The sequence below is a fragment of the Flavobacterium sp. GQ95 genome (genome assembly GCF_059758655.1).
The window spans coordinates 30,810-44,764 of sequence record NZ_JCAXEB010000021.1 but is presented as its reverse complement, the minus strand read 5'-3'; the positions used below and the strand labels follow the sequence as shown (position 1 = coordinate 44,764).

At 29.5% G+C, this 13,955-nt stretch carries 6 protein-coding genes; 3 read left to right on the top strand and 3 right to left on the bottom strand.

Features of this window, described 5'->3' with window-relative positions:
* Positions 1 to 4,244 precede the first annotated feature (4,244 nt).
* From AC6CH4_RS24620 to AC6CH4_RS24610, 3 genes are all read left to right on the top strand, one after another.
* A complete protein-coding gene (locus tag AC6CH4_RS24620; RefSeq protein WP_498107737.1) occupies positions 4,245 to 4,526 on the top strand; it encodes a DoxX family protein in 282 nt (93 codons plus the stop codon).
* A 2,089-nt stretch (positions 4,527 to 6,615) separates the two neighbouring features.
* Positions 6,616 to 8,091: a DUF1254 domain-containing protein gene (locus AC6CH4_RS24615; RefSeq protein ID WP_498107735.1), complete on the top strand. Its 1,476-nt coding sequence runs from the start codon at positions 6,616 to 6,618 to the stop codon at positions 8,089 to 8,091.
* A gap of 2,482 nt (positions 8,092 to 10,573) precedes the next feature.
* A complete protein-coding gene (locus AC6CH4_RS24610; protein ID WP_498107733.1) occupies positions 10,574 to 10,699 on the top strand; it encodes a hypothetical protein in 126 nt (41 codons plus the stop codon).
* A 755-nt stretch (positions 10,700 to 11,454) separates the two neighbouring features.
* Here the strand turns inward: AC6CH4_RS24610 and AC6CH4_RS24605 are convergent.
* The 3 genes from AC6CH4_RS24605 to AC6CH4_RS24595 all read right to left on the bottom strand — a co-directional run bounded on the left by AC6CH4_RS24605 (position 11,455) and on the right by AC6CH4_RS24595 (position 13,954).
* Positions 11,455 to 11,727 carry a hypothetical protein gene (locus AC6CH4_RS24605; protein ID WP_498107731.1) on the bottom strand — a complete coding sequence of 91 codons (273 nt, stop codon included), beginning with the start codon at positions 11,725 to 11,727 and terminating at the stop codon, positions 11,455 to 11,457.
* A complete protein-coding gene (locus AC6CH4_RS24600; protein WP_498107729.1) occupies positions 11,727 to 11,885 on the bottom strand; it encodes a hypothetical protein in 159 nt (52 codons plus the stop codon). Before AC6CH4_RS24600 ends, AC6CH4_RS24605 begins: the two co-directional genes overlap by 1 nt.
* Before the next feature lie 1,376 nt (positions 11,886 to 13,261).
* Entirely contained in the window at positions 13,262 to 13,954 is a 693-nt protein-coding gene (locus AC6CH4_RS24595; protein WP_498107727.1) for a hypothetical protein, read from the bottom strand.
* Position 13,955 lies beyond the last annotated feature (1 nt).

The window sequence follows — 13,955 nt, the reverse complement described above, 5'->3', positions numbered from 1 at the left end:
ACAGATATGGAGTTTTAAGACCAATTAAATCCCATCTTCTATAGTTTAAATTATAACCCAAAAACTCTCCATTTAAGAAAGGCATGAAAAACATTCCTATTTTAATTGGAGTTTTTTTTACAATAAGAAAGGTTATAAAAGATGAAAAAAACGATCAAATTAACCACAATATTCCAATCTAATCTTGCCTTATTTTGAAATAATTGTCGTTTTTACATCCTCTTCCAGTATTGAAAACGTTTAATTATTAATACTCAAATTACGCGCATTCCTATAAAATTTCACGCTTCTATTTCTGGAAAATAAAAACATATGAAAGTGCAAAAGTTAAAAAAGAAGGATTTGACTTTGGGGTGAAATCGACCTGGAACTTTTAAAACATCATTGAGGATTACTAGAATAAACAAAGTTATTCTTCTCTGTTATCTCCTGAAAAAATGATATATACTCCAATTATAAAACAAATTACAAAGAATACCATTTGTAATATATCTTTAAAAGATACATTAAAGTATATCAACCAATAGGAAGTAATTGCTTTTAAAAAGCACAACAATAATTTCATCTTATTTAATATTTAAAAAATTAAATAGGTGAAAAAGATTAGGTTTTTGGGATTCGAAAGATAGTTATAATTTAAATTCCTTTTATCAAAATTCAGCATTTTTAAATAGGAAAAAGATATTTATAATTATATATTTTGAATCCAGATCTCACACAAGAGAGCAACCCATTGGAAATGGTTAAGATAGACATACTGAAGATATCAGTTAGATCTGCCGCATGTTGCTGGAAAAAAATTATCAGCCTCTGCTTATTTGGCGCTGGTTCGCTCAAGGGCTATCATTAAGATCACATCTTTGTGCTCGTTGATTAGGATCTTACACATAGATGGAATTAATACTCCTTGATATGACATTAAGTAAGTATTTGTCTGTGTTGAAGGCTCTTGGTCATCAGCTATACGATCCAGCCATAAGCTGTGAGCAGGCGAGTGATCTTTCAAAATAAATATTGGGTTCATTAGACACAGGCTATCATTACCCTCTTACTCCCCCATACAGATATGCAAGTTTCTTTTGGTGTGCGTTAATGATATATAAACACTTACCATCCTCATTAAATTTTTCTAAAAACCATTTCAGTGTTTTTATAGTACATAAGACTATGAAAATTTAACAATATCAAGTTATAAAAAAACTATAGGGTAAAAGATAATTCTTTACAGTAAATACAAAGTACAAAATTTTTAGTCTGAGATAAAAAGCAGGGATCCCATTTTATATTAAAAAATCAAATTTACTTCTTATCTTTTTTAACTGGATCATTAATTTGACTAAATAAATCTGTTCTTCCTGTTGTGAGTTTAACGATATCGGGAGAACATTCGTAATGTGAAAGTTTTAAGTTTTCAATGGTATTATGTATCCATACTTTAAACTTGGTATCAAGCCATGTAGCAAATTTTAAAGCAAGTAAGCCAAGCCATTCATATAGATATCTTGTTTAGGCTTTGAAAAACAAAATATCCTCTTTTTAAATACTGGAGAATAGCCATTTAAATCTGCGTTTCATTTTCAAGATACGCATTAATAATTTTTTTTGTACATTTTAAAATAACAAAATCACGGACAAACTTATTAAAAATCTTTCCTATTTCTGTAGCATTAACTTTAATATTCATATTGTTTTCTATAAGAAAAATGAATCTATATCCTGATAAATAAAATCTAATGTTTTCATAAGTTCTAAATTACGATAATAGTCTGAAAAAAGATACTCGAAGGAGAACCTTTAAAAAAAATCACATTAATTAAATTCGGCATTTAATCATTTCAAAATTAATTAAAGAAATATAAGATCTAAAGTAAAACACTACGTCGTTATACACACGCATTTTTTTAATCACATACTCATCAAAAAAAGCACTGCGATAAATCCTCACAATTGGTTTTTTAAAGAAATAATTTCCAATAGGTTACTTAATTTTAGCAAATATTTATAATAAATTTTCCCCAGTTGACATACTCCAGAGAAAGTTAATTTAGAAAATTTGCCCATGTGTGGACTATCTTTCCAGGAAATATTCTATATCGACAGGAAAATAATCCCGAAATGAAACAACATTTAAGGGCTCCTCTTTTTAGTTTTGAGTACCGGGTTTTTCAATAACTTTAATTTGGATCATGCCCAACCAGAGGTATCGCGGATCTAAATGAGAAGAGAATTAACACTAATAAAAACGGAATAGTGAATAATTAAGAAGTCTTGGTCAATTAATTATTATCTTTCACTACACATTATAAGAGAAAAAATAAGTAATGCAACAACTACAGCGATACTGTTTTGATTATGACAAATGGGATCCGGCAGCAAATTTACTAATACGAATTGGTTACCTAATATAAAATACATCATGGCAATCCATCAAGTTAATTTTTTTATGGAAATTCAAGATTATCTTTTAAATATTCAAATTATTGCAGTCCAAAAAAATATCATAGAAAAATACATGTAATGAAAGCCTTTTTGTATATGCTTTGCAGGCTGGAAAACTCAATTTCACCTAACTTAATTTTACGTATTAATCAGACCAAATGTGTCAATGAGCAAAATATGGCAGAATTACCTCAGATAAAAAACGAACTGACAAATCAATTATGCATTATTCACAGATTAATCGTTGTTTCCACTACTCATTACATTACAAACACATACAAATAAACACCTAACAAACAATACGTTAAATAATATTCCACTTACACAAGTATAACTGCGTAGTGTTTTTTCTTACATTTTCATATTTAGGTGTTACTTTTGGAATAAGTATATTACTTTTCTTGATCTAAAAGTAGTATAGTAATTTGATTTTATAGGTAAATCAAATGGGTTTTTAATAATTTGGGGGAAAAGGTGTCCGGCAATGGGCACCTTTTTCATTACAGTATTCGCCCCGCATTAAAAGCTTTTTATTTAAAATGCTTGAAATCGTAGATATATTATTTAAAAAAGATACTTTAAATTTGCGCTTTTGAAACTTTTAATTTTTGAATTATATACTTTCAAATAATCAAAATAGTCAATTTTGATATGCACTTACAGATTGCCAGTGGCTTACAATTGTAGTATTGAATTTTTATGCAGAAAAATAATTACTAAAGACAAGCCGCTTAATTGAATGATTCGCTAATAAATTAGATTATTCTAGCTTTAAAGGATTGAAAAAATTCCGGAACAATGAAAACCGATAAAGAAAATAAGATCTATTTTTCACCTCCATTCATATTTTAATATATATATGTGTATACCTGAGTAGCGCTTTTCCGTAAACCATATCATTTATTGTTTAATTTTATTTATGTCAATATTTAGAGTAAGTGAAATTTTGAAGTGGGAACATTCAAATTCTTTACGTTTTTTTTGAACTTAAGATGCCCGAAAGGGCATCTTTTTTGGCAATATAAATTATAAACTTTAGACCAGAATTTTGGACATATTAACAAAATAACAGCTATTTCTTTAAAGCTACATTTCTTTAAACATACACATATTAGTTTATCCAACTAAGACCTGTGAGTAGAAAAGGAAACCCTTAAAACAAAAATGTGTTATAAGAAGATCTAAACCATTAGTAAAAAACCTAAATTGATATTACCTATTAGTATCTTTAAAAGAGACAAACTCCCAAAATTTAAAATTGTTTGATACAGAGGGTGAATATAGATTTTCTAATAAAGTGAAATGAAGATTAATTTGCTATGAAAATTCTATTTCTTCTTTTTTTAAGCCAGTAACAATTTCCAATATCAAATCATCAGATAAGAAATCATTTCTTCTTTTTTTTGCGGCATCCGCCTGAATTTTCAATAATTTGGTAAGAATATATTTTGATTTTTCATTATTACATTTTTGTATTATTACAAAATAAAATGTGATATGCTAAAAAAATTTACTTAAGAGAAAATGAGGGTTTGCATTGCCCAATAACAATAGAGTGAATATTAATTGAATACAACTTTTGAAATTCAAAATATTAGTTATCAACTAGAAATAACTTTATAGGATTTTTTTCTAAACCCTATTGATACGTTTAACTATTAAGTACTTAATTAAACTAAACAATTACAAAATGAAAAAATCAATTAAAAACTAGATTACTGCTTTGTAAGCCAGTATTATTCGACATATTGTTTATTAATGCCGGACTTGATAAATTCTTTCACTATATGCCATTGTCAAAAGAAATGCCTGAAAAAATACTCAAAGCTTTTGGCTCTTTTATGGAAATTGGCTGGTTAATACCACTTGTAGACATTGCAGAACTTAATGGGGCTATTGATTATTATACCAAAAACAAGGACTTTAGGCGCGTTGATTCTCTTATAAGTAATGGTTGTGGTATACTGCTCACTAATATCTTTCAAGAATCAAGCGATTTACCAATTGCATTAATTTTAAGTACTATTCTAATTTGGATGATGTTTGAAAACAGACAACAATATTTTCCAATATTAAAACAAAATTAAAATAACACAATTTAATTTTGAAATTAGATGGATATATTATAAAATCTAAACTTATTAATAATGGTATTTTGATGTTTTTTATTCTTAAATATTGCTAATCAATTTTTATTAAATAAAATTCAACTTTAAAGGTTGAAATAGTAATTAAGAGTGGTTGGAATTACCATTTACGTTTAAAGTGTTGAAGGATTTCCATCAGAAAGCATTATAATTTGATAACTGTAGTACGTTCTTAATTCCATAACAAATTTATTTTTGGATCAAAAGCCTTTTTATGATCTATATTTTTCAAACTTGAAAACTTCGGTCTCCCGAACTTCATTTTAGACTATGAAAGCCAAGTGCATTTCGAAGCTAAATAAAGGGCAATACTTTAGATAAAAAAGGATCCTAAATCAATAAGGCATTATTTGTCAATTAATTTTTATTTTTCAATACGCATTAGCTCACAAAACAATCATCCAAACAACTCACAAACAATAAGTTAAATAATAATTTAAATACACAGGTATAACTGTGTAGCGTTTTTTCTTACATTATATTACTTTAGAATTACTTTTGAAATAAATATATTGCTTTTTTAATTACACGAAAAAGTTTTGTAATTTGATTTCATAGGTTTGGGTTTTTTGTTATTTTTGGGAAAAGTGTCCAGCGATGGGCACTTTTTTATTTTAGTAATTGTCATGCTTTAAAAAGTATTTTATTTTCTCTTTAACTAATTAAAATTAATTCGCATTTGGCAAGAAATATCATTCAGGAAAACAGTTGGCGTATATTAAAAAACAGTTTCATTACTTTGCATCTTTGACAAATGAAAACACCTCCCAGCCAATTTAAATAAAAAATTAAATGTAAATAAACATGTTTATTTTTCTCATTACGCGTTAACATACGAAGGATGAAAATACAGTAATTCTGCCACTTCGCCTATAAATATTTCCAAAAATCCAATTCTTCATCATATCATATGCATCTTCAGATCTCATGAATCCAAAAAACATATAAAAAACCAAACTAGGAGGCTTACGTTTTATACAAAAACATTTAATTGAACGCTAAACTTTTGAGTTACAATATCAATCAAAGACATTATCATTATATATTAGGTTATTTATTTCTGTAATTGATTTGCGAGCAATATTCAATTACAGATTTTATTTTTTTTGGCTCTCATATCAATTTAATTCATTTTCTAAATCGCAATTTTAAATTTTAATATCTGAGAGATCCAAGCCGTTTGTGTAGAGCGGAAAACCCATTTTACCCTATAATATGGGAATTTGAATAACATTCTCAATACTAAAAATTTACTTTATTGATAAAAAACTTTATTATAAACTTAATGCTTCTTGATAATCATAGTGGAAAAGTTCTTATAAATTCCAATTTTAAAAAAGCTTCAATTCACTACACAATTATAATTTGCGATAAAAAAACTTTTCATCTACTTAAATTAGACCCATTTTTTACAAAAAAGTAAAGTATAAAATTAATTAAAACTTTCTAAAGGTAGATTTACAAGATTTTTTTTTCACAAATATACATATGCAATTCTCAAGCCCTTATAAATAAACAAGTTATACTAAATTCATCTACACGCGTATACATGTGTAGTATTTTTCCTTAAATCGTGTTCTTTTACGATTACTTTTGAAAAGTAGGTCATTTTTGAATTCTATTGGGTATAGATTCGATTTGGTTAAGAGGTGCCCAGCAATGGGCATCTTTTTATATAGTTAAGTTTTTCTATTTAAAAATATTTAGCCAGCCTTATTTCTTGTAATAAATTAAATTATATAAGTATGAAACAAAAATTAAGTAGAATTTCAATAAGGATTATAACCTCGTATCGTTTTTTTTATAATTAGTTGAGAAAATGACGAATCATCATCAAATAATCAAAATTAAAGTATACAATGAAATTCGTAAAGCATTAGTTGAGCCATTTAGGTATTTACCAAAAAAACATAAATAATTAACCAATAAACAATTAAACCAAGAACAACTAATTAAATTTGAATAAAATAAGTAAAATTTGAACTAGATTAGTTTTCAAAAATCTTTAATTATCAAAAACAATTTTACAATGAGAACAATAAATTTTCGATTTTTTCACATTACAATCATAGCATTATTATTGATTACCGTATTTCAATCCTGCAAAAAATCTGATGCCATTAACAAGGCTAAACAAGCCGATAAATTGGTTGGCATTGCCGTACCAGGCATTGCTGAAACCAAAGCGATTGCCCAGGAAGGTTTTGTTTATGGATTACCCATAGTCATGAATTATGCTGTGATGCACGAATATGCAGTCAATACAAACTCAGGCCAGTTTAAAGCACCGTTTAATGAAATCAGCAACTCAGCCCATGTTGCTACATATGAGGATACCGCCATAGTATCTCCAAACAGTGATACTCCTTATTCCATACTCTGGTTGGATTTACGAACTGAACCCATAGTAATTTCTGTACCTGCTGTCGATAGAAAGCGCTATTATGTGGTACAATTGATAGATGGGAATACTTATAACTATGGTTATATTGGAAGTCGTAGCACGGGTATCGAGGCAGGGAATTATCTTGTTACCGGGCCAGATTGGAAAGGAAAAATCCCAAAGGGTATCAAGAAAAAATTTACATCCACGACTCCTTTTGCGCTAACTATTTTCCGTACGCAACTTTTCAATCCTGCGGATATGCCTAATGTGGTTAAGATACAATCTGGTTATAAGTCACAGCCATTGTCTAACTTTTTAAATCAACCTGCACCTGCAGCTGCACCAAAAATTGATTTTCTTCCTGCCACTAGTGCTGGAATTAAAGCGAATTTTTATCAGTATCTGGATGCAGCTTTGGCTTTAATTCCGATAACTCCAGAAAACAAGGACATTCGTGCCAAACTTGCAACTATAGGTATTGGCCCTGATAAAAAATTCGAATTCTCGGATCTGTCTTTAGAACACAAAGCAGCCATTTTATTAGCCATGAAGGATGGTGATGCTGCAGTTGCAAAATATTTGGTTCATGGAACCAAAAAGATTAATGGCTGGAATGTCAGTGCTTTTTTTGGAGGCGAAGAATTTTATAAGGGAGACTGGCTTAAGCGTGCTGCTGCTGCAAAAGGAGGTATTTACGGCAATGATGCTCTTGAAGCAATGTATCCAATAACAAGAGAGGATGTCAAGGGACAGACTTTAGATGGAAGCAAGCACAATTATACCCTTACTTTTAAGGCCGGCCAGCTTCCTCCTGTAAATGCTTTCTGGTCGGTTACTATGTATGATGGTAAAACGCAGTTTTTGATTAAGAACTCAATCAACCGCTATTTGATTAATTCACCGATGTTGACAAATATGAAAAAAAATGCTGACGGGTCATTGACATTATACATTCAAAAAGATAACCCGGGAACAGATAAACAAAACAATTGGCTGCCTGCTCCAAATGGAGCTATTTATTTAGTCATGCGCCTTTATTGTCCAAAAACTGGAAAACCATCTATTTTACCAGTTGGTTCTGGAAGCTGGAATCCACCAGGAATTATTCAGGAAAATTAAATTCTTTTTCGCCATTATAATCAAATCCTTGTTTCTGACATAAAAGCAGAATCAAGGATTGCCTTTTTTTAATAATACCTGATTTTATTTTTTTATTTGCAATAAGTTTCAAAACAATCTATGACTCAGTCATCTAAATTAACATCTTGTAACGTACTTAGATTCTTATTTCATATAATTAGCTTCACAGTTTTTAACATTGAATTAAACCATCAAAAACAAAGCAGTTGGTCGCTTGTTAATAATTTAGAATACTTATATCTTTATGCAGTCCATAAATTAATAATTAAACTCAAAACTAAAAAAAATAAAGAAGCCATCTCAAATCAGACGGCTTCTTTTAAAAATGATTGAGCTAAGATTGACTCTTTCTGACAACAGTTTTAGATATAAATCACTAAAGTTTTTTCAACATTTAATGACATATTAACATATAATATTTCACTTGAGACAAGTCTCAAATTCACCTTAATATCAAATACCACAAAGATATTAAAGGCAAAAACAAATTAAATTCCCAAAAACAAATTTAACTCTAAGAACGTGTATATGTGCTTAAAAAGTATTGTGGTAACCCTGAACTTTCAAAACTGCTAACAGAAACAAATAAGACGCCAGCACAACAACATCATAATTGATTAGTCTCTCCCTATATTTAAATCAATATATTTTTCAAACATTATTTGAATCCTAATGACGCAAATCTATACTAATAAACAAACTAAAGTCACTCAAAAAAGACATTAAAACAATACAATAAGTCACTTTCTCCAAAATAGGTTCAACTTCAGATTCTCCGTCTTTTTTTCTGAAATTTTGTCAAATTTCATTTCAAATAAAAAAAATACAATTGCTTAATAACAATTCTGATTCGAAATCATGAAGTTGTAAGACAATTTTTCAAACAATAGAGAGTAATTTTTTTAACACCTCTCTCCTTTTTAGCCAAAAACACACTGTAAATCATTTAATTATCCATTTTAAAATATAATCATAATCGAGCGCGATAAAATACCGCACCTTCTAAGACAGTAAATTAATTTAAGTAAAAATCGGATGCTTTTATCGTCGTGACATTAGTATTATCTTTGATAAAATTTAAAAGAATTGACATAAGGAGACAATTCACATCTGACATTAAAGAAGAAAAAACGATCTTTATTAATCACTTACTATTTTTCAAAATATTTTTTGATTCACTGAATTATTTACAACTGGCTTTCAAAATAGTCCAGAAAACTGCTATCAAAAACATTATTGTCGTTTTCTAGAAGTTCATGCAAATCAATTTTAATATTTTTATATTCAATCAAGTCATACCACACATATAACTTACCCATACAGTTTGGACAGATAGTTTTACCAGCCCATTTTCTAAGCTTAATTTTTATGCCTGTATTACAATTAGGACAAGTATGATATTCACTCCACATAATATAAAAATATAAAAACAACGAAGTAAGACAACATATTAAAATGATTCTTAATTTTTGCTTTGTTTTTCAAACTTCACCCATAACAGAGATTTATTCTCTCCAAAAACCATCTGCTAAAAATCAACTTTAAAGCATTTTTTACACTTTAAACTGTTTATCTCTTTTAAGCACTTCAAAATCAGAAGCAGGTGCAATAGCAAACACAGACCAAAAACATGTGTTTCTTTGTTTATTTTTTTTGAAAATAAACAAAGAAATTCAAACAAAAGGAAAAACATAACATTGCAGGCTTTGGCCCTTCGCAAGAATTAATTCTCAATTAAAACAATAAAAAAAACTGAATTGACATTACTTTTGATTATTATATAAGAATTAAAAATTATGAATAAATTAACGAAAAATACAAATCCAAAAAAAAAGCAATTCACGATAAACAATTATAACCCATACCACTTTTTTGTTTTATGCAAAAAATACTGTTGAACATTAAGCATACAGCATCTTTACTACAACTCCACACCTACATTTCTTTAATTTAACCTCAAAAAAATATTGAATAATTTCAAGGCCATGACTTATACCCATCAAGAATATTATATCTGTCTTAAAATCTTTAAAATCGCCTGATAAAAGGTTCGAATTTCGCAACGTGAGAGACACTAGAAATTAAAAGCTACCAGATCAATACACACAGGTTTTAGTTTCAAATGTGACTATGGAAAATTTAACCCATTAAGAGATAAACACACTATCTAATTCTTTTTGAAAAGATACAATTGTTTTTTTTCTTAATATCTTATTCAATTTTATCACAAAATTCGAATATTGCTTGCATGCATGTGCACCCCCCTATAAATGCAGAAAAAAATCCTGCTTTTTTTGCGCTTGCTAGCCGATCCCCGTCAGCCGCTCCATGATTAATAAAATATAGAAATCATAGAAACTTTAAATCAAAACCGACAGATCGTATCGGAAATTGAACTGACCTGCAAAACGAAAGCTCCCCTGCTTCTTGAAATCTCTCAATCTCTGAAGCAGATAAACAAATGACAAAAAAAGTGAAGGAAGCTGGAAGGCTTCCGGATATCATACTATCGGATTCATTAATTATAACACTAAATTCCTATTTACAACTTTGCAGATCAAAGGGATTTATACGCACATCTTTATAAATATTATTGGCTCAAATGCAATACAGCTCTATCACATTCAATACACCATAGTATGTGCCATGCTTTAAGATTGCTAAAAATAAATCCGAAGGTATTTATTGAAGGCATTACTGCCATTGCATTGGCAGTGTATTACGACTTGTATGACCTTATTAAACATTAATAATTGTAGGCAGATGTCAGGTAAAAAGAATATTTTGTAAGCATCCACATACCAATATATTATGCGATCTAATTCAAATCCAGCCAACATTTGCGCTTGTCATATTGACGGCAGAAAAGCAGATATAATATGCAAGAGCAATTACATATTGACCTGAAAAATTGGGATGCTAAAAAACAAAACCCGAATAATTTAAAGAACGGCCATTGGATAAACCAGATAGCAAATCTATCAGTTTTAATCAGGCTTATTTACACGACAAATAAAGAAAAAAGAATATTGAATAAACAAACTTAAAATAGGAAAAACAAATCTTAATCTCTCTCGCTAAAAGAGCCGGAGTTATTGATTTTACAAAATTTTTCAAAAATACCGAATACCAAAGACATGCAACATAGTGTTTTCCAAACTTAAAGCAAGTAAAAAAAAATGAAAAATAAAAACACGGAAGTACTTGGGATTATCCTATGAAAAAAGCACCCGGAAATTTAATCCCGGAAAAATAGTTCTCAGACGTTAAAAAAGAATAAAGGCAAGAACATAAAAAGATGCTTAACAAGACAATTCTCAAAAGAAGATAGTGTCCCACTAATTAAACACGGAAATACTCCGAACTATCGGAGCTTTTGCACTTATTTTGATAATATTCCAAAAGAATAGTTTTTTCGTTTAAGGACTCTTCTAAGGAAAGAATGGTATCTTTTAATTTTATAATTTCTAAATCTGATTGGTTTTCCTCATTTATATTAATTTCTTGATATGTTTCCTTATTAATCTGATATACCCAATACGAAATGATTGTTAATACCGGAATAGCTATAATTAGTGCAATTATTATTGCCCCTTCTATTTCTGGAGTAGTCATTATCTTTTTTTTATACTTATTCGAATAGATGCTCTTTCTGTGGTTGTTTGTTTTGATAAGTTTTCATTATCAAAACCGATCATTGTCAATAATACGATTAATGCTATTATTGGTGTTACCAATATTGCGAATGCTATAGTTAATTTTATTTTTTTCATAGTGTTATTTTTATCTTGAAAAGTACTAAGCGCTTTGTAGATGATAATGATTGTTGCTTTCAAAAACACTTTTGTTTCTTTTGTCTTTAACTAGTAGAATTTCCACCAATTACAATTCGAAATACTATTATTTATTTTCCCTTCATCTTCAACCCGAAGGGACATATTTAATTTCTCACCACCTAAAGAGATAGTAATTCTTCATTTTTTTAGCCGGTAATTGCGTAGCAAAGAGAGAAAAGCTCCAGAAATCAACTCAGTCACTTGTTGTTTTCTACTTCTTGGTCCGTATGAAAATGTTTCGAATAATTAATATCATCAATTGACAGCATAGCTTCTTTATTATGAAAATTTTGGAGGTATTGTTATAGATGACTGAGATTTTTTATCAATAATTCAGCATTCTTGTTGAGTATTCTCTACACTTCTCCTTCATTTACAATAGAACAATTATTCCTTTTTTTGATCGTGAATCTGATATTTTTTTATACTAAATTGCTATTAAAAAAAATTGAAACCCCATATTGTATTGTCTGCATCAAACAATAGCTCTTTTGAGTTAATACTTTAAAAAAAATAATATTATACATTTTAAAGTTGATACACATGCGAATAAAAAACATTGCTAATGTTGATCCTAATAAAATTTTCTCCATTTCGTTTTAATTTAAATTATTAAAACTGATTTAACTATTTTTGATCTGGATAAAAAAACGCCTAACGACACTACACGTTAGGCGTTATAAAAAAATATCCAAAAAACGAAAGTAATCAGCTTTCTTCATAAAGTAGCTGGCAAATATCTCTAAGTTAGTTAAATTATTCAAAGACATAAAGACATTAAAATAATAGATTTAGTCATCTTTGTAAAATCTAATGATTCTGAACACCTGTTTCTAATTTAAAATGTAGAAAACAATTAAAAGAAATCCATTTATGTGTTTCATAATTCTTTAGTTCTAGTTATTAGCAAGCGTCGATCTGCAGGCTTTCTATTCATTATTATATAAGAGGGTCAGAAATTGCAATATCATAAAAACAGATAAGCCCTTCCTATGCTTAAAAGCATATTGACTCACGAGCAGCAATCTAACACTAACCAGCAGTTTTGATTTTTTTAAAGTTTTAAACAAATAGTTTCATATATTCATCTCTCACTAATAAATAATATCTTTTTAATTTTTAAATTGCCGCAACCTATCAAATATTTTTTTTGCAACAGAAATATTTAATTCATTAAGAACATTCAGCACCGTGCTTAGAATTTGAGTTCTGTTGCAAAATCTATAGGAAGTGTTTTTGAGATAAACGCCCTGTCATAAATTCCTGATTGCTGCTTTAGAAACAACCCGGTTAGCAAAAAACAGTGATGTAGCTTAATTGGTCTTAAAACTCCATATCTGTCCCTTAGTCTGGCTTTCGTGGTTATCTTTCACTACAACCTGCCAAAAATACGCTGTATTGGGTTTCACGCTAACATCTGGTATCCTTGGCATGGTATTATCTGTAGCTATTTTTTCTGTTGGGGGATTTGTAGTGCCAAAATACACATCATAAACAAGCGTGTCGCCGGGATCCGGATCCGTAGCACTCCACTCAAGGGTTACAGCAGCTGTATTTTGAACAGGACCTGCCATAGGCTGTAATAGTTCGGGGACAAAAGGCAAATGATTTATCTTTGGATCACCAGCCGTATAAAAGCTTCTGATAGCGGAGTACCCACCAGAGAGTCCTTTACTATCAGTGGCTTTTACCCTCCAGTAATAATGAGCATTTTTTTCCAGTACAAGCATCTGATCGGTAAGCCCTGCTTCTTTTGTCTGGACAATATTTGAAAAGGCATTATCCAGGGCTACCTGAATTTGATAAACCACAACATCCTTATCCGGATCAACAGCTGCATCCCACTTAAATACTACACCATTGTCAAGACATAATTTTAAATCCGAAGGCACTGTCAATACAGGAGTCCCAGGTGCCCTATTTTCCGCTTCAGGAGATTCTTTGTCCTTGTCAGAACAAGCCGCCACAAGGACAACAATAAGGATCAAATATCTAAGATTCTTCATA

Excerpts from the sequence above, each read along its gene's own strand:
- AC6CH4_RS24610 (WP_498107733.1), top strand. The coding sequence starts at position 10,574 with ATGACAAAAAAAGTGAAGGAAGCTGGAAGGCTTCCGGATATCATACTA.
- AC6CH4_RS24620 (WP_498107737.1), top strand. The coding sequence starts at position 4,245 with ATGCCTGAAAAAATACTCAAAGCTTTTGGCTCTTTTATGGAAATTGGC.
- AC6CH4_RS24605 (WP_498107731.1), bottom strand. The coding sequence starts at position 11,727 with ATGACTACTCCAGAAATAGAAGGGGCAATAATAATTGCACTAATTATA.
- AC6CH4_RS24615 (WP_498107735.1), top strand. The coding sequence starts at position 6,616 with ATGAGAACAATAAATTTTCGATTTTTTCACATTACAATCATAGCATTA.
- AC6CH4_RS24600 (WP_498107729.1), bottom strand. The coding sequence starts at position 11,885 with ATGAAAAAAATAAAATTAACTATAGCATTCGCAATATTGGTAACACCA.
- AC6CH4_RS24595 (WP_498107727.1), bottom strand. The coding sequence starts at position 13,954 with ATGAAGAATCTTAGATATTTGATCCTTATTGTTGTCCTTGTGGCGGCT.